Source organism: Rhodanobacter sp. A1T4, from assembly GCF_014207185.1.
In the GTDB taxonomy this organism is placed as follows: Bacteria; Pseudomonadota; Gammaproteobacteria; order Xanthomonadales; family Rhodanobacteraceae; genus Rhodanobacter.
On the sequence record NZ_JACHCP010000002.1, the window covers coordinates 164488 to 183237 of the forward strand.

General features: G+C 60.7%; 11 protein-coding genes and 1 tRNA gene. 3 read left to right on the forward strand and 9 right to left on the reverse strand.

Annotated elements, in window-relative coordinates:
- The first annotated feature begins 90 nt into the window (after window positions 1-90).
- The 3 genes from recC to recD are packed head-to-tail and all read left to right on the forward strand — an operon-like array spanning window position 91 to window position 9088.
- On the forward strand, window positions 91-3597 hold the full coding sequence (gene recC / locus HDE80_RS03940; protein WP_184668099.1) for an exodeoxyribonuclease V subunit gamma: 3507 nt from the start codon (window positions 91-93) through the stop codon (window positions 3595-3597).
- Window positions 3594-7238 (forward strand): exodeoxyribonuclease V subunit beta, encoded by a 3645-nt coding sequence (gene recB / locus HDE80_RS03945; RefSeq protein WP_184668108.1) that lies wholly within the window; start codon window positions 3594-3596, stop codon window positions 7236-7238. Before recC ends, recB begins: the two co-directional genes overlap by 4 nt.
- The gene (gene recD, locus HDE80_RS03950; RefSeq protein WP_184668117.1) at window positions 7235-9088 is read left to right on the forward strand and encodes an exodeoxyribonuclease V subunit alpha; all 1854 of its coding nucleotides are present in this window, start codon (window positions 7235-7237) and stop codon (window positions 9086-9088) included. Before recB ends, recD begins: the two co-directional genes overlap by 4 nt.
- Before the next feature lie 114 nt (window positions 9089-9202).
- On the opposite strand, the gene HDE80_RS03955 is transcribed toward recD, so the two are convergent.
- The 9 genes from HDE80_RS03955 to lspA all read right to left on the reverse strand — a co-directional run bounded on the left by HDE80_RS03955 (window position 9203) and on the right by lspA (window position 18696).
- On the reverse strand, window positions 9203-9799 hold the full coding sequence (locus tag HDE80_RS03955; RefSeq protein ID WP_184668125.1) for a GspH/FimT family pseudopilin: 597 nt from the start codon (window positions 9797-9799) through the stop codon (window positions 9203-9205).
- 5 nt (window positions 9800-9804) lie between these two features.
- On the reverse strand, window positions 9805-10230 hold the full coding sequence (locus HDE80_RS03960; protein WP_184668127.1) for a type IV pilin protein: 426 nt from the start codon (window positions 10228-10230) through the stop codon (window positions 9805-9807).
- A gap of 22 nt (window positions 10231-10252) precedes the next feature.
- Window positions 10253-13930, reverse strand: a complete 3678-nt coding sequence (locus HDE80_RS03965; RefSeq protein WP_184668129.1) for a PilC/PilY family type IV pilus protein — start codon at window positions 13928-13930, stop codon at window positions 10253-10255.
- A 76-nt stretch (window positions 13931-14006) separates the two neighbouring features.
- Window positions 14007-14636 carry a PilX N-terminal domain-containing pilus assembly protein gene (locus HDE80_RS03970; protein WP_184668131.1) on the reverse strand — a complete coding sequence of 210 codons (630 nt, stop codon included), beginning with the start codon at window positions 14634-14636 and terminating at the stop codon, window positions 14007-14009.
- 125 nt (window positions 14637-14761) lie between these two features.
- Entirely contained in the window at window positions 14762-16090 is a 1329-nt protein-coding gene (locus HDE80_RS03975) for a PilW family protein (RefSeq protein ID WP_184668826.1), read from the reverse strand.
- Window positions 16090-16620: a type IV pilus modification protein PilV gene (gene pilV, locus HDE80_RS03980; protein ID WP_184668133.1), complete on the reverse strand. Its 531-nt coding sequence runs from the start codon at window positions 16618-16620 to the stop codon at window positions 16090-16092. Before pilV ends, HDE80_RS03975 begins: the two co-directional genes overlap by 1 nt.
- 272 nt (window positions 16621-16892) lie before the next feature.
- A tRNA-Thr gene (locus tag HDE80_RS03985) sits at window positions 16893-16968 on the reverse strand.
- 148 nt (window positions 16969-17116) lie between these two features.
- Window positions 17117-18079, reverse strand: coding sequence for a 4-hydroxy-3-methylbut-2-enyl diphosphate reductase (gene ispH / locus HDE80_RS03990; protein WP_184668135.1), 963 nt, complete (start codon window positions 18077-18079; stop codon window positions 17117-17119).
- Between the two features lie 116 nt (window positions 18080-18195).
- Window positions 18196-18696 (reverse strand): signal peptidase II, encoded by a 501-nt coding sequence (lspA, locus tag HDE80_RS03995; RefSeq protein WP_184668137.1) that lies wholly within the window; start codon window positions 18694-18696, stop codon window positions 18196-18198.
- Window positions 18697-18750 lie beyond the last annotated feature (54 nt).

Genomic DNA, 18750 nt, shown 5'->3' on the forward strand with positions numbered 1-18750 from the left:
CACCGTCAGCCAACACAATCTTCAACCATGTATCGAATGCCTCGGTATCCTGTGTCCTCAGATGAGACCGACATACTCTAGGCTGGCCCCATGAATGCAGATGCAGGCGGTCTGATCGTCCACCGCGGCAGCCGTACCGAGCGGCTGGCCGATGCGCTGGCACAGTATCTGGAAGCGGAGCGACCGGCCAATCCGCTCACCGCGCAAACGGTGGTCGTGGCGCATCCGGGACTCAAACGCTGGCTGCTCGGTCGTTTTGCCCATCGTGCCGGACCGAACGGTGGCCACGGCATCGCCGCCAATATCGAAATGATCCTGCCGTGGCAATGGTTCGAGCGCGTGGCGCGACGCACGCTGGGCGACGAGGCGCTGATCGGCGGCGCGTATCGCCACGAGCTGCTGCGCTGGCGCCTGCTGATGGCGCTGCCCGCGCTAGCCTCACCGGAAGTCACCGCCTATCTGGCCGGAGACGATGCGGCGCGACGCAGCTTCCAGCTGGCTGAGTATCTGGCGGGGCTCTACACGCAATACCTGATTTACCGACCGGATTGGATCCTCGACTGGGAGCAACACCCGGGCAAGCACAACCGCGACTGGCAGGCCGCGCTGTGGCGGCAGGTGCAGCACACGATCAACCGCCCACATCGCGCGCAGCGCAGCAACGTCCTGCTCGATGCGCTGCGCAGCGAACGCAGCCACGACATCACACCGCTGCACGTGTTCGGCATCAGTCATCTACCGCCCGACGTGCTCGCGGCGCTGCAGGCCTGCGCGCTGCACCGGCCAGTGCATCTTTATTTTCCGGACCCTTGCCGCGAACACTGGGTGTATCTGCGCCGACAGCGTTTTCTGCTGGAGCGGCAGGATGATCCGGATGCGCTGTACTTCGAGGTCGGCCACCCGCTGCTGGTTGCGCTTGGCCGCATCGCGCAGGACTTCTGCCTCACGCTGGACGACTGCGAGGCCATCGACAAGCGCGACCCGCTGGACGAGGCCGAACCGCTGCCCGGCGAAACGTCGCTGCTGTCACAACTGCAATCCAGCATCCGTTGCTTGCAACCGGAGCTGGTGGGTGAGCCGATTCGCAATGCCATCGAGAACGGCACTGACGCGGCTAACGTCCTGATCGCCTTGCGCGTGGACGCCAGTTTGCGCGTGCACGCCTGCCACACACGCATGCGCGAGCTGGAGGTATTGAAAAACGCCCTGCTACGCGCCCTGGCCGATGACCCGACCCTGCAACATCGCGACATCGTCGTCATGGCACCGGACATCAGTGCGTACGCGCCGTATCTGGCCGCCGTGTTTGGTGAGCAGGCGCAGTACCGCAGCGACCCATTGCATATCCCATGGCATCTGGCCGACGTCGGGCTGGCACGCACGCATCCGCTGATGAGCGCCTTTGCGCAAATGATGGATCTGGCGGAGAGTCGCTTCACCGTCAGCGAAGTGCTGGACTTTCTCGACGTGCCCGCCGTGGCCCGCCGCTTCGCTATCGACCGCAGCAGCCGCGATACGCTGGAGCGCTGGCTGCAGCGTGCGCATGTGGCGTGGGGGCTGGATGCGGCGATGAAGGCTGAAGCAGGCGCTGCAGCCACCGATGCCAATTCCTGGCAGTTCGGACTGGATCGCATGTATGCCGGACTGATCGTCGGGGAAGGCACAGACGAATCAGCCGAAGAAAGCGAGAACGATTTGGACGGCCAATCGCCCAGTGACCTTTTGCTTGACAACATCCTTCCACTCGATGGCGTCTCAGGTAGCACGGTCGAAGCCATCGGCGAGCTTGACCGTCTACTTGGCGAGCTACGAACCATACGCCTCGCCTTCAGCGCACCGAGACCGCTGGCCGCCTGGAGTCAATGGCTGCTGGATCGCATCGACGCGCTATTCCTCACAGACATGCGCGACGACGCCGAAAACAATGCGCTCGACACGCTGCGCCGCCTGGCCGCCAGCCTTGGCAGCCAGGCCAGCGAAGCTGGCATCAGCACGCCATTACCGTGGAGTGTGGTACGCGAAGCCATCGGTAGCGCACTGGATGCCGTGCCGGAGCGCCAGGCCTTTCTGCTCGGCGGCGTGACGTTCTGCGGACTGGTGCCACAGCGCTCGATTCCCTTTCGTGTGGTCTGCCTGCTTGGCATGAACGAAGGCGAATTCCCGCGCCCCAGCAATGACGCCGGCCTCAACAAGATTCTCAGCCAGCCGCGGCGCGGCGATCGCGACACGCGCAGCGAGGATCGTTATCTGTTTCTCGAAGCGATGATGTCGGCGCGTGATGTCCTACACATCAGCTACATCGGTGAAGGCGTGCGCGACGGCAAACCGCGCAATCCCGCTGCACCGCTGGCCGAGTTACTGCAGTTTCTCGACGAGCAGCACGGCATCGCCGATGATGAAAAAGTCGATCGGCCGTGGCGCATCCATCATCCGCTGCAGCCGTTCGATGCGCGCTACTACGAACGCGATGCCCAGGGTAAGCCGCAGCATGATCAACGGCTGTTCTCGTACGATCCAGCATTTCTCGCGTTGCCCTCGACAAAGAGCATCCCAAGCTTCCTTCAACTCAAGGACATTGCCGCACAACATGGCCAATCGAGCCCCGTTGCCAACAGTGAGGTTTCACTGGCCAGCCTCAGGCGTTACTGGCGCGATCCGGTAAAGGAATACCTGCTGCGCAACAAAGGCATCAGTTTGCAGGCACTCGAAAGCAGCCGTTGGCCCGATCGCGAACCACTTGAAACAGGCGTCAGTCGGATCGAACGCGTCGAGAGCCGACTATTGTTCGATGCGCTGATTGCCGGAAAAAGTCAGTTGCCCAAAGAGCCGCCGGCATGGCTCGCCCGCTCCGGCATGCTCGCTGGCGGCGCCATCGGTATCCAAGCTTATCGTCAACTGCGCGAATCGGTGCAGGGCATGCTCGATCATGCGAAACTCTTTTTTGTCGATGGCACGGCAATAGCTGATGCACAGGTCATCGATCTGGACCTCGGCGGCATGCACCTGACCGGCACCGTTGACCGCGTGTTTCATGCGGCGGCGGCTGGCCTGATGCTGTTCGACGCCAAGCCAACCGGCACAGCTGGATTGAGAGAGCTTCTAGCCTTCTATATCGACTGGGCCGCATTGCGTCTGATGCAACGTGAAAAGCTGCAAGGCGTTCTGCTCGAGTGTTCATCCTCAGGCAACGCTGTTCAGTCAAAGCGACTTGATCCTGTGTTGAAGCAGGGCAATGACGATCTCAGGCGCGGATTGCTCCGACTGATCGAAACGTCGCTGGCAACCGACGAGCAGCCGCTACTGTTCTTTCCCAAAACCGCCCTCGCTTACGCCAGCGGCTCGCCGAACGATCGACTGTTCAAGGCTGCCGCCGCATGGGAGGGTAGCGATCACGGCGGCATGGGCGAGCGCAATTACGCGCCAGGCTACGCCGCACTGCTGTGTCAGGGACTGGATTTTTTCGACGAGCACAGCCCCGCTCACCGGGCCTTTGTGGAAGCCACGAAGCTGGTCTGCGACGTGCTTGATCCCATACATACGCTGCTGTTGAAGCCGCACGCCAACGAATCCGTTGACGTCAACGGAGCGGACGCATGATCAGCACGAGCACCATCAATACGACAACGCCGACCGCGCTCGACTGGCAACGCATGCCGCTACACGGCCGCATCCTGATCGAGGCCAGCGCCGGCACCGGCAAGACCTGGAACATCGGCGTGATCTACTTGCGTCTTCTGCTGGAACGCGAGCTGCGCGTGGAACAGATTCTGGTTACCACGTTCACCGATGCTGCCGCGCAGGAGTTGCGCGAACGGCTACGCCGACGGCTGATCGAAGCCGAGCGTTGGCTGCTCGATTCGACGGCGACCGACTCCGTAGCGGCGGACGATCATTCGCTGGAAAATTATCTGGCTGCACTGTGCACTGATCAGGAAAGCCGGCGGCGTGCGCTGCGAAAGATCCAGCTGGCTCGTGCCGATCTGGATCGCGCACCGGTCTCGACCATCCACGCACTGTGCCAACGCATCCAGCGCGATTACCCGCTGGAAAGCGGCGCCGCGTTCGCCAGCGACAAACTGTTCGACGAACAACAATTACTACGCGAATGCGTCGAGGACTTCTGGCGTCGACGTTACCTGGTCGGCACCGTCGACCCGCGCGAAGCGGCGCTGCTGCTGAAGGACGGTCCGGAAAAGCTGCTTTGGGATCTGGCCGTGGTGGCGAACAGTCCGGATGCCAAAATCGAATCAGGCGGACTTGAATATCTGCAGAAAAGCATCGCGGCGCTATGCACGGAAGAAACCGCCACCGAGCTGTTGCGCCTCGCGGAAAACAAAAAGCTCTTCGCTCCCAGAGTCCGCGCCTTGTCTGGTCTGTTGAAAGATGTGGCACAGCTCCTTAAAAGTGGCGACACCAATAGCATCGAGGATTCACTCGCAAGCCTTTTCAAAGATAAATTGGATCCTGCCAATATTGCCAAGCAGGAGTCTGCCGGGCATCCAGGGGCATTGAGCCGGCATCCGTTGATCATTGCGCTGCAGGAAATCGACTCACTGCTTTCACTGCGTATCATCTTCACCCGTGGTGCGGTGCTGGCCGATGCCGCACATGCTTGCCGCGATGAGCTTCCCCGTCGCGCGCACCAGCGTCACGTGCTGACCTTTTCGATGCTGATCGACGCGGTGTATCAGCGGCTGTGCAGTGAACCCGCTGACAGCACGTTGGCGGACCGACTATTCGAGGCGTTTCCGGTTGCGCTGATCGACGAGTTCCAGGATACCGACCAACGCCAGTTCGCGATCTTCGACCGCATCTATCGCGAGCGCGGCACGTTGGTGATGATCGGCGACCCCAAGCAGGCCATCTACAGTTTTCGCGGCGGCGATATCGCCGCCTATCTGCGCGCCAGCGCACAGGCGAACCAGCGCTTTTCGCTGGCGACCAATCACCGTTCAAGCAGCGCGCTGGTCGAAGCGATGAATGCGCTGTATGGCCACACCGATGGTGGCTTCGATCATTCGCAAATCCGCTACCAGCGCGTAAGCGCCGCCGACAAAACGAACAAGCAACCGTATACGGTGAATGGTGAAGCAGTTACACGGCCGCTGATCATCCACGATTTTCGCGGTGACGCAATCGACAAGAAAGGCCAGCCACTGAGCAGCGCCACCGCACTCGAACCACTGGCACTGGATGACTGCGCCGATCGCATCGTCGAACTGCTCAATGATCCGCAGCACCAGATCGACGGCAAGCGCGTCTCCCCGGGCGATATCGCCGTGTTGCTTTCGACCAACACCCAAATCGTCGCCTTGCGTGCACGCCTTGTCGCGCGCGGCGTTCCATGCGTCGGCAGCGGCCGCGGCAATATTTTTGCGGGTGATGTCGCACGCGAGCTGGCGCTGATTCTTTACGCTGTGCTCCATGCCGATGACGACAAGGCCGTGCGCGGTGCGCTGGCCACTGCCCTGCTCGGCGCGACGCTGGACCAGTTCCACGCGTGGCAAAGCGATGCCGCAACGTTTGAACGCGAACTCGAACGCTTTGAATCATGGCGCGCGTTGATCCGCACACGCGGTGTGCTGGCTCTGATCGATGCGCTTCTCGCCGAACGCGCGACGGTCTTGCTGGCACTGCCCGAGGGGGAGCGCGTACTCACCGACTTGCGCCATCTGGGTGAGTTGCTGGCCGCCGAGGAAAGTGGCCTGCAAGGACTGGATGGTCTCTATGCCTGGCTGACCGAGATGCGCCAGGAAGGTAGCGACGGCGATGCGGAGGCTGCCGACGAACGCCAGCTGCGAATCGAAAGCGATGCGCGGCGTGTGCAACTGCTTACCATCCATGCCAGCAAGGGGCTGGAGTTTCCGATCGTCTTTCTGCCATTGATCTGGCGCGTTGGCGATCGCAGCGGCACGCGCTCACCGAGTGTGCTTCGCTATCACGACGATGCTGGCGGGCGCCGCATCGACCTCGGTTCGGCGAACTTTATCGAGCACCGGGGGCGTCATTTTCGCGAGGATCTGCAAGAACGCCTGCGCCTGCTGTACGTCGCGCTGACTCGCGCCGTCCACGCGGTCCACGTGTACTGGATCGATCGCAGCCATGGATCAAACCCGGATAGTTTCGCCTGGCGCATTGCCGCGATCGACCCGATTGTGCTGCAGGCGCAGCAGCAACTTGGGCTTGAGCAAGGCGAAGCATCGCTGCAAACCATGGCAGACCTGCTCCCCGGCATGATGTTGGCACCCGCCTTCGATGATGTCCCCTGTCGCTATCAAAAGCGGATGGAATCGAACAGTTCGCGTGCCACGCAAACGCCACTGCCGTGCCCACGACCGTTCCAGTGGCTGCACAGTTTCAGTGGCCTCAGCCGCTATGCCGCAGCGGCCGTGGTAATCGACGATAGCGGTGCCGCCGATGAAGTCGGTTCGGATATCGTCGAGGTCGAGGAAGAGCCACTGCTCGAAGTCGCTGACGACGCCCGACTGGTCGCGCTGTATCCGCTGCGAGGACCACGCTTCGGCGACGCTGTCCACAAGGTGCTGGAGTTGGCACGCCCTGCCCCCGTCTGGCCCGAGCAGCGCCAGCTGCTTAACACCCAGCTCACCGCACAAGCGATCAAAGCCGACAGTCTGTCGCCGGATGAAGTCGCGGAGCGTGTGGGGAGAATGGTCGACCGTGTTCGTCAGAGTGACCTTGGCGACGGCTTGCGGCTGATCGACATTCCCGCCGATCAGCGTGTGGTCGAATTCGAATTCCAGTTTCCGGTACAGCATGTCGCCGTTGCCCAGTTGCGCCGGCTATGCGTCGCCCACGATCAGCCGGATGTGGTGCCTGCCAGCCTCGATACCACCACGCTCAACGGCATGTTGACCGGCTTTGCCGACCTGATCGTGCAATGGGATGGATGCTTTCATGTGCTCGATTACAAGACCAACTGGCTCGGCACGAGGTTGCAGGATTATCAGGGATCGTCGCTCAACGTGGCCATGGCCGAACACCATTATCCGCTGCAGGCCCTGCTCTATACCGTGGCACTGCATCGTTATCTGCGCCAGCGAATGGACGGCTATACCGCTGCTCAGCATCTCGGCGACAGCTGGTATTTGTTTGTGCGTGCGATCGGGCTGGAACCCGAGGAGCGAAAAGACCTTGGCATATGGCGGCACCGCTGGCCGGAGGCCTTGATCGAGGCGCTGGACGACGCCTTCGCCGGTATGCAGGAAGTGGCGGCATGAACCAGATCACCATGATGGACACGGCACCATCCGATGAGCGCGTCATCGATCAGACCCTTGCGCAGTGGGTGTTCGCGCGCACAGGCTCGAGTCTCCTCGCGCGCGCCGTCCGCGCAACCAGCACGGCAGAAGGCCAGGGTCACTCGTGTGCATGGCTGGTCGATCCACACACCGGTGCCGGCTTCGACACAGACGCGGTGGCACTGCTGCGCGATCACGACTGGGTTGGCGACGGCCCGCGGTTTACGCCCTTTGTGCTCGATGCTCAACATCGCTTTTATTTCTGGCGCAACTGGCAGCACGAGTCGAAGCTGGCAACGGCCATTCTGCAACGATGCCGCAATCGCCGTTTGCCGATTGCTGCGAAAACCATGGCCGATGGTTTGTCGACCCTGTTCAACGACAAACCATCCGGCGCGGACGACTGGCAGCGCGCCGCCGTCGCGGCGGTTCCCGGCACGCATTTCTTCGTACTTACCGGCGGCCCAGGCACAGGCAAAACGACCACTGTTCTGCGCATGCTGTTGATGCTGCTCCGACACGCAGCCGAATGCGGCCTGCCCGCCAGACCTTCGATCGCGCTGGCGGCACCCACCGGCAAGGCGGCGCAGCGACTGGTGCAGTCGATTGCCAGGAGCAAGACCGAGCTGCGTGATGTCTGGGGCACGACGGACGACAATCCCTTTCGGGAACTGCTGCAGGCCATTCCACACGCCGATGCCCGTACCCTGCATCGCCTGCTCGGCTATCGGCCGATGGACAACACTTTCCATCACGGTCGCCAACATCCCCTGGCCGAAGATATCGTCGTGGTCGATGAGGCGTCGATGGTGGACTTGGCGATGATGCGCCAGCTGCTGGAAGCGTTGCGTCCGGATGCTGTGCTGATTCTGCTTGGCGACCCGAACCAGCTCGCCTCGGTCGATGCCGGTTCGGTGCTCGCCGATATTGTCTCGACAACACCGATCAATCAGTTGCCATCGGCAATGGTCCATCTGCTGGAGCCGCTAGTGCAGCAGGTGCCGAACACCTCAGACAGCCATGCACCTCTTGCTGGCCACGTACTGACGCTCACACACACCTGGCGCGCGGGCAGCGGCCTGCAGCGCGGTATCGAGGCGCTGCGCAACACACCCGATCCGGTGTGGCTGGATGCCTTGTTGGCGCAGCGCGCCGATGGCGATCTGCATCTGCGCCATTGCATCGACAATGATACCTTGCGGACATGCATCGATGCATGGATCGAGCGTCACGCCGAGGCGCTGCGATCGCTGCTGACAGAAACCGTTACTCCAGATGCCGCGCTGCAAGTTCTGCGTCAGCTGCAAATACTCTGCGCGCTGCGCGATGGCGCGTTCGGTGCACAAGGTATCAACGCACTGATGACTCGTCGACTCGGCACGCGGTTCGGCCTCGACGTCAGTCATACCTGGCATCACGGAAGACCAGTGATCATCACCCGCAACGATTACACGCGCGGCCTGTTCAACGGTGACGTCGGTATCACGCTGGACGGTACGGATGGACTGCGTGTGTGGTTCGAACTCAGTGACCGCGATGGCAGCAGCGGCCTGCGCAGCTTTTCTCCACGCGCGCTGCCAGCACACGAAAGTGCGTGGGCTATCACCATTCACCGCAGCCAGGGCTCGGAATACCACAGCGTTGCCGTCGTGCTGCCACCCGACCCGACCAGCCGTGTGCTAACCCGCGAACTGGTCTATACCGCCATCTCGCGCGCAAGAGATCATGCCGAGATCTGGACCACGGATACGTCGCTGTGTGCAGCGTTGAGCCGTCCGGTCCAGCGCCAGGGTGGCTTGCGCGAGCGGCTGCAGCCGGGTCAGCCATAGCGGGGCTTCAATATTCGCAGAAGCCGTTCGAGATGCCATGTACGAATGCTTGCGCCGTTGTTTCACACCTCGGCGAGCCGGCACGTCAGTGTCAGTCCTTCGGTGCAGACCGGCTCAGCTTGGCGTGCAAGATGCACCAGCCGCCAACGTCTTCGTTTGCACGCTGCCGGAGCCGTTCACGTCCAGCTCGACGCCCGGTACTGCCGTGGTGCTGCTGCTATTCCCGCTGGAAGTGCTATCGCTGTAGCAGGCTACGATACTTAGCGTGGGCGAGGTCGTGGCAGATTTCAGCTGGCCTTGCTGACCGAAGGTCACGATCTCGGCGCTCCTGGACTGGATCGACACGCCAGTACGCGCCGTAGTGGCACGCAGCAAGATCGACTTAGTCGAGTCGTAAGCCTTGTTGGCGGATACGACACCCGCCGGATCGGTGTAGACAAGCCAGCCTGGACCGAATGCCTGACCTCCTGCCGTGCAGCTCGCGCCATCCGCACTTGGACATAGGGATACCAGCTGGCCGCGGGTGATCGCCTCGGTGCGCGCATACGATAAGCTGGCCAGTATTTCGTTGCCGGCCGAACTGACCTGGTTACGATGGATCACGTCACGGAAACTGGATACGGTGATCACCAGCAAGATTGCCGCCACCGTAATCGTGGTCATCAGTTCGAGCAGGCTGAAACCATGCTGACGAGCTGGCTTGTTGATCATCATGCTCACCAGCAGCTGCCATTGGTGTTGTAGGTGGCATCGGTCGGCGTTGGCAACTTGGTACCCGTGTTGTCGATCGACAACGTTCCGCAGACGTCCTTTGCCTGCGAACTGACCGGGGTAGCCCGGGCAAGGAACGATGAACTGATGCCGCCCGGAAACGTCACGGCAACGGAGTAATAGCCTTTCTCCGAAATCGCCGGGTCGTCATAGCCCAATCCCGGTGTGCCACTAAGCGTGCCGTATTGATTGTATGTCGCATAATTTCGCTCCTGCGCATTGGCGATATGCAGCAGCAGTGCCTGGCCATCCGCGCGGCGGGCACGGTATGCATAGCGGCCATACGCTGGAATCGCGATGGCGGCGAGGATCGCAATAATCCCCACCACAATCATCAGTTCGATCAGGGTAAAGCCACGCGCACGTGCCATAACCTTTATCCCGTTGCCGACATCATTGGTCATTATTGAGTACTCGCCATGAGCGTCGACGCCAGATTGGTGCGCCTGCACTCGGTGTTTTCCCCGCCTGTGAGCCACCTTCAAGCGTCAGCCCCGGCAGATAGATCTGACCACCGCCCACGGCCGTGGCGACCGGCAGGAAGCCACCGGTCGGCGGGTTCTTTACCAGCGCACCAGCCTGCGTGAAGCCCGATGGCCAGCCTGAAATACTGCCGAAGTCCACGCCCGATGCAGCGCCTCCCGTAGCTGCATCCACAAACATCACTGCACCACGTGGTGCAGGGTCGCAAGGATCGTTGTCTTGCGGAATCAGCGTCGTGATGACGGCATGGTTGGTATCGGACAACGACGTGGCATCAACCACCACGCGCTCGCCCTTGTCGGTCTGATTGGTGCCATCGTTGATATACAGATTGAAGTACCAGCCGCGGTTCGTTATGCCCGTTCCTGGATTCTTTGCAGGCACCGCGTTGGTGGTCAGACCCCGGGTGGAATTTTTCTCGGTCAGCGTCTGTGCCACCAACGGGGTAGCGGCCGCCCCCTCCACCACCACGGCCTGACCCGACTGGCCGGAATCGCGAATGCCGTATACCGCCTGCTGTTTGGTATTGCTGTCGATGACGTTGTCGGCACTGGCCAGATACTTGCCTGTGCCGAACACCACCACCAGACCGCCGCCGATCGGATCGGCGAACAACCGTGGCATCACCGTCACCGGGCGATCCCCGGGATTGGACGAGCGGAAGAAAAGTTCGGCGTTCCAATCAGTGCTGCTGCCAGTCAGATCGAAACGCCAGATATTGCCCTGCAAATCACCGGCAAATGCCACGTCGTCGATCTGGTCACCCTGATAGTCACCCAGCATCGGCGTGGTAAGGCCATAGCTCACCACGGTGCCGGTGACGCCGCTGACCGTGGTGGGTGTCTTGATCTCTCTGATCAACGCGCCGGTCTGTGCATCGAGTACGAACAGCGAGCTGAAATTGTTACTCGCCGCTGCATCCGTGCTGCCGCTGGGTAAATAACCGCCTGGCACCAATACCACCCATTGACCGCTGGCCAGCCGCCCGATATTTGGACGGCCAAAGGTGTAACCGAGATTGGCGCCACCCGTACTGGTGTTGTTGAATTCCCAGAGCACTTTCGCACCGGGTGACGACTCGCTGGCCGACGCGTCGGTGATGTCCAGCGCATAGACACCACGGCCGCCATAACGCAGGCCGCCCACAAGGATGGTGTGCCAGCCCTGGCTGCTGCCACTGCCAAAATAAACATCACGACTTACCGGAGTACCGTCCACCGATGGCTGGAAGCTGAAGTTGGTCAGCGCAGACCAATTGGTCAGTCGTCCGTATGCCGAATGCGGCACATATGCCCAACGCTCCCTGCCTGGGTTCGGCGCCACGTCGACCGTTCCGGGATAAGTGTCATTGGCGGCGCTGGCATCGAACGCATGCAGCATGCCATCGTTTGCCGCGACATAGATCGTCGGTGCGCGCGTGGCGTGGTCCGCCTGGAACTTGGCATATCCAGTACCGGCAACTTCTGCCTTGGCCTCGCTCGACGTAGCCGGCCACATGTTGCGATAGCCGCTGGCTGGCTGCGTCACGTACAGCACCTGTGCGTTCATCACCGCACCCAGGATGTGGTTGCGCTGGCGGAAGCTAGCGCCCTCCTTGCTCTGGTTACCGCGCAGCCATGCCAGCCGATCCGCGCCTGCCGTACCCGTGCCAAAATTGGAGTCCACCGCGTTGATCGCGTTGACCGCAGACGTGCCACTGAAGGCCGCACCCTTGTTGGTGCCCACTCCCGTACTGGTCAGTATCACCCGGCTATCGCCGACCTTCGCACGGGCATCGAGCAGGTCGCGACCGTTCCATATCGCCGTCGTGGAAACCGTGCCATCGGAATTCACCCGATTGGCAGTCAGCGTGCCGGTCCAATCGTTGGTGTCATAGCCGGCCTGGTAGGTCAATGCCGCAGGACCGAGCACCGACGTACTCAAGCTGGCGGCCACTGCCGTGGTACTGCGCGCAACGATGCTGCTGATGATCTTGGTCAACGCGGCGATCAGGTCACTCGGGCTGCTGGCAGCAAAGAACTGGCCGCGACTGTTCAGCGCCGCATGCCACATGTCATCGATCTTCTTGCCGTCGTCGGTAGCAACCACCGGCGCGGGCCATTGCGTGCCACCCTTGCGCAAGCTGGCGTAGGTGGTGTCGTTGTTGGCCAGCGAGCCGGAGGCGCCGAAGCCGATCATGTACTGCACGAGATGTGGCCAGCTCGCCGGATCGTTCACCGGGTTCCAGAAGATCTCCTTGTTGTCGCGCGGATCGCTGTTCGCCACCAGCGGCGTGCCGAACAGGTTCGTCGAGGTATCGGTGATATACGACGCCACTTTGCGGCGATTGGCCTGCGTGGCGAACAGGCTGGTGCCACTGACGCCAGCCTGCAGATCGCGTGACCAGTAATAGAACGCCAGGTCCGCCATCGTCACCACGGAGTTGCTGGCTTCATTCCAGATGATCCCACTTTCCTTGTCGGCCGTTGAAAACGGTCGGCCATCAGGCAGCGAAATGTTCGTGGTGTCGTTGCCGCTGGTCGCTGGCAAAGTAATTCCGGTATCGCCATTCCACATGCCATCGGTCATCTGGATATGGAAATTCTGCCGGCAGACCAGCTCCTTGCCCGCGTCCCTGTCCCAGTAGGGGTTGCTGTCCACGGCGCCGGTGCGATTGGTGAAATACGTGCCCACCAATTTCGCCGCCGAACGATTCGGCGTGCCACCACTGGCCGTCGTGGCAAACAGCCAGTTGTAGAACTTGGTGCGTGCATTGTTGGTCGTGGTGTCATCCACGAACTTGTAGATTGCCGTGCTGTTGCTCAGGTTGTTTGAATTGATGTTCTGCCACGCAACGCGCACGCTCTTGTCGAATGGCGCATAGGCACGCGAGATCGCTGTCACCGCAGCCATCGTGCGAGTGCGGTAATACGAATACCAGTTCGCGAAATTCTTCTGATCTGCAGCCGAAGTCAGCGCCACCCAGGTCCAACTACCGCTTGTGTAAAGAGCGTTTGTAGCCGCCGTATTGAGTTGGCCTTTCGCATCCAGGGGCAGGCTGGCCTTGGTGCCGTTGTACTTGTAGTAGCCCGCACCGATTTTTCCGCAAAAGGAGACACTGCTCAGATCACGCGTGTTCTGGCTGCTACCGGAGGTCAGTACAGCAACCGGACTGACCGGGCGATTGATCTGAATGCCGTTGTCCCAGGCTTTCGTATACGACGAATCCGGCATCGCCGTGGTGCCATCCGCCTTCAATGGCGGGGCATAGGTATTGTCCGGATTGAAATAAACACCGTTCATGCTCCATGCGCGCGGATCGGTTGGATCCGTGATGCCCGGCGTGATCACACCGGCGCAAAGATATGGGCCAGCCTGCGAGCGATAGGTGATATTTGCCGAAGCACTCTGGTCGGTATCACTGGCCGTGTTCCAGCCCGCGCCGGTATACGGTCGCTGATCCGGCGAGTGATGCCAGTTCATCGAACCCGAATCATCGAAGGTCAGCACCAGATTCGGCGCCACCGTGGTGCTGGCCTCCGGCGGCGTGGTACTCAGATCCACCGTACCGGCCAAGGAAGCACCCGAGAAACCGGCCGCAAGGGTCATAACCAGACCGCTCAGACAGGCGGTCACACGCCCATGTATGGAGTTAGCACTGCGCATGATCTTGTAGCCTCGTGACTCAGTTGCCGGGAGCGGCGTAGGTGCTTTCCAATGTCCGCACCGTGTTTTCACTGCCGCCGGTGGAGCGGGCCGTGACGCGCCATATCCACAGTGCGGTGGACGGTGTGGAACTGCTGCCGTAAGCGGCGGTGACGCCGCCCTCGATCTGGCTGCCGACACCAGGCGAGGTTTCCTGGCCAAGCCGTTCGATGATGTAGCGTGGATTCTTCGCCAATTTCGCCACCGGCTTGTGGGCGGCAGCCAAGCTGCTGGAGGCCAATGTGGTGTAGTCGAAGTTGCCGCCATCACCCTTGTATTCCGTCGAGCCGCTCGTGGGCCAGCCGGCGCCGCTACGGAACGCAGTGACATAACTGCTCGGATTGATCGCATCAAAGGCGTAACAGTTAGCCAGGGAATCGCTCGGGCAGTTCAAGCGGATACCTCGCGCTGGAAGACTCCACAGGCGCCACTCCGCTCCGCGCAATGCAGCTTCCGCACCGATCTCGGCCAGTTGCGCATTGCGCAAACCACCTGCCATGCGTTCCTGCAGCAGCGAACGGCTCGAGGCACTGATCGCCAGGAGGGTCAACAACATCAGGAAGATCAGCGCCACGACCATCACCGCGCCTTGCTGGGTACGCGGGAACATACTGACTCCTCGAGCATTCCTCCCCGGATGCTGGAAAGCGTTGGGGGTAGCTGCAGACGCCTTTATCGGCGAAAAGGTTTGTTGGCTTATGCGAAAAAATGGGGGCACGACGAATTCCTCGCAGATCACGGGTTGTAGTTACGCAGGGAAACCATTGCGCTGAACTCGCGGCGCAGCACTGGATTGGCGAAGCCCTGCTCGACCGGCTTGACCACGCGGCCGGCATCGTCCGGCGCCTTGGGTTCGGTGATCTTGTCGGCCACATAGGTGTAGCTCAGTTCATTCGGAGTGAGCGTATAGAGCGGTACCTGCCCATCCATCAAGATGTGTACCTCGATGCTCTTGACTGCGCGCCACAGACAACCCGCGGGATTGCTGGCCGGTGCACTGCTGTCGACACTCGGTACCGATGCAGGACAGTTGATAGCGCCGTTGACACGGGTATCCACGCCGGACGCACTGAGATAACGCGTACTGCCGTTGCTGTCCTCCACGCCGTAGAGAAAATCCAGTCGTTCCACTCCGCGCACGACCTCTTCACTGGTACCGTTGACACGACGCATCAACGCTCCGACTTTGCGTCCATTGCCGTCATCGATGACCTGCAGAAAATACGTCACAGTGAGCAGGTCGGTATTCAGATCGAACAACCTTGGTGCCGACTGCAGCTGCTGATTGATCGGAGAGCTTTCAGAAAAATTATCCGCAGCACGCACATTCAACACGCCCGACGACGGGGCGTCGACCGCAAAGATCTGCGCATTGGAGCAATCAGCAAGCATGGCGAGGTGGCCCGCTTGGAACTCTGACAAGGCCGGCTCACCAGTCGCCGGTTTCAGCGTGACGCTCTTCAGCTTGCCGTTGCTATCAGCACTGACCGTGCTGTTGATCCCATCCAGCGTCCAGCCACGTGAGGGACTCATGTAGCGCAGCGTAAGTACGCTGGCACCGACAACACGTGCGCCGACACTTGTTCCCATGGTTTTTAAAAACGTTGCAGGCACGTCCGGCGTACATGGGGAAGTCTTGCTGCAGTCATAGCCGCGCATGGACAGGAACGCGGGTAAGTAATACGGCGCAACAGGCGTTGCGGGATACGGCGCGACATTCCAATTCGTGGTGACGTCGCTCAGCGCACCCAGCAGATCCTTGGCATAGACCTTGGGTGAACGCAGGCCGTCCATATACAGATTGTTGCTACCTGTATTGCTGGCGACCCCGCCGGTATTGCTGCAGTACTGGCCATTGGCCATGCGCAGGTCGTTGCTGAGTCGGGTGATGGCAAAACGTCCCTCTTCCTGCAAGAGCGCCAACTGGGTTTGCGCCTTGTTGCTGTTGGAAGTAGAGGCGAACACGGTGACGATGCCGGCTGCCACCAGCAGTCCCAGCACCATCGCCACCATCAGTTCGATCAGGGTGATGCCGTGCTGTTTGTGCGCAGAGAAGTGGCCCATCACGGCTGAAACTCCCAGGCGAAGGTTTGCATGGCAGTGTCGCTATGTGTCTTGTCGCCGGCACCTCGCTCGCCCCAACTGATTGTCATCGCACAGTTGCCCCCATAGGGTGGGCGCCGGTTGAGTTGATCCGTACTGAGGCCGCTGTAGCTAAGCGAGTCCTTGCTGGCGCACTTGATGCTGGCTGTTGCCTTCGGCAGCAGCGTGGTCAGCAAACCGCTCCAGGTCTGTTGGTCGCGCTTGGCCACATTGGCCGGATTGCATGCTGTGGTTTCGCAATCGGTCGTGCCCGTGATCGGATACGCCGTACTGTCATAACTGCCACTCCAGATACCCACCGGGTTGGCACGCATGCGATCGGCCATGTTGTTGGCCAGAAACGTCACCTGGGTACGCTGGTAGGCCGCATGGTTGGAACGCGCAGCCATTACCATCAGGCCCGCGAGACCGATCAGGCCAACACTGAAGATCAGCACCGCCATCAGCACTTCGATCAACGAGACTCCTCGCTGACGCGACAAAACTTGCATGAAGACTCTCCCTGACGTCACTCATGCACCTTAGTTTTCGCAATTTATTACGTCAAGATTTTACGCGACCGACGGTAGCATTTCTCCGACGAGCGGTGAGCAAGGCTGGCTGGAAGGTGGTCCGAGTCACGCGCGTGAGCGGAGGGTCGACCGGATTCGCGTCCGCGGAAGCAGGTATCGACGCCTGGACACGGCGCGTTCGCAACGTAGCTGCCGGTCGAGCAGAGGATATTGAAAAACAAAAAGCCCGCTTACGCGGGCCTTTGTTTTTCTGGTGCCGGAAATAGGAATCGAACCTACGACCTACGCATTACGAATGCGCCGCTCTACCAACTGAGCTATTCCGGCGAACAGCCGCAAATTCTACGGTGTGGGGCAAGATGGCGCAAGCTGAGGCAGCCGCACAACTTTTGTCTGAGCGACTCTTACTATCCTGATTGACGCCAGAGAAACATACCCGGACGTCGAATCCACACATCATCGAAGCCGGCTTGAATCAAATGCTCGCTGTTGAGCTGCCGCCGACCACGCGCAGTTCCTTAGGCAAGGCGAAGGTGATGTTTTCCGGCTCGCCATCGAGCTCGCGTACTTCGCCGGCACCCCACGATTGCAAGCGGCCGATCACGTCACGTACGAGCTTCTCCGGCGCCGAGGCGCCGGCGGTGAGGCCGATGCGTTTGACCCCATCGAGCCAGCTGCGATCGATATTTTCGGCACCATCGATCAGGAACGAACGTACACCCTGCTTTTCCGCCAGTTCACGCAGGCGGTTGGAATTGGAGCTGTTGACCGAGCCGACAACCAGCATCAGGTCGACCGAATCGGCGAGGCGGCGCACGGCGTCCTGGCGATTCTGCGTGGCGTAGCAGATATCGTCCTTGCGCGGCCCCTCGATGTCCGGAAATTTTTCACGCAACCCGGCAATGATGGCTTTGGTGTCGTCCACCGACAGCGTGGTCTGGGTAACGTAAGACAGCTGATGCGGAAAAGTGGGTGTCAGCGCGGCAACGCTATCGATCGATTCGACCAGCAAAATTTCCCCGACGTTCTCAGGGTTCCACTGACCCATCGTACCCTCCACTTCAGGGTGGCCGGCATGGCCAACCAGCACCACGCTGCGGCCGATTCGACCCAGTCGCGCCACTTCCATATGCACCTTGGTCACCAGCGGACAGGTGGCATCGAACACTTTCAGATGGCGCCGATCAGCCTCTTCGCGCACCGCCTGCGACACGCCGTGGGCGCTGAAGATCACGGTAGCGCCGTCCGGCACCTCATGCAGTTCCTCGACGAACACAGCACCGTCATTGCGCAGCTTTTCGACCACATAACGGTTGTGCACCACTTCATGACGCACGTAGATCGGCGCGCCCCACGACTCCAGCGCGCGTTCGACGATGGCGATGGCGCGGTCGACGCCGGCACAGAATCCGCGGGGATTGGCGAGCAGGATGTCCAAAACAGACCTCGACGGGAACTCAGCTCAAACCGTTACTTTGGTGAAGGCCGCGCTCGGTAGTTTGATAAGCATTTGAAACAGCACTCCGACTCGCGCCGGAATACTTGCTGCACGAATTATCGCACGCCACCCGCTGACTTTCCGGCAAACAGCCCGAACGCCACCAGCATCACCGCACCGACCGTAATACCGCAGTCGGCGACGTTGAACACCGGGTAGCTCCATTGGTGGAAATACACCTGGATAAAATCGGTGACCTGCGCTGCGTGCAGACGGTCAATGAGATTGCCGAGCGCGCCACCAACGATCAGACCCAGCGGCATCGCTGTACGCCAGTCACGGCGCGATGTGCGGGCCAGCCACACCACCAGCACGACGCTGATAATCAGTGCCAGCAGTACAAAGAACCAGCGCTGCCAGCCTGCCCCGTCGGCTAGAAAACTGAAGGCTGCGCCAGTATTGAAGGCCAGCGTCCAATTGAGAAAGCCGGGAATCACCGGATGCGGCAAACCTATCGGCTGCAGCGCCCGCACGGCCCACAGCTTGCTGAGCTGATCGAGCACGATGACGGCAACAGACAGCAACAACCAGACGAGTGCATTGGGTTTGTTGCTCAAGGAATTGATCTCGTTTGGCGTAAACAGAACATATGAAAGTACTCAGAGGAAGAA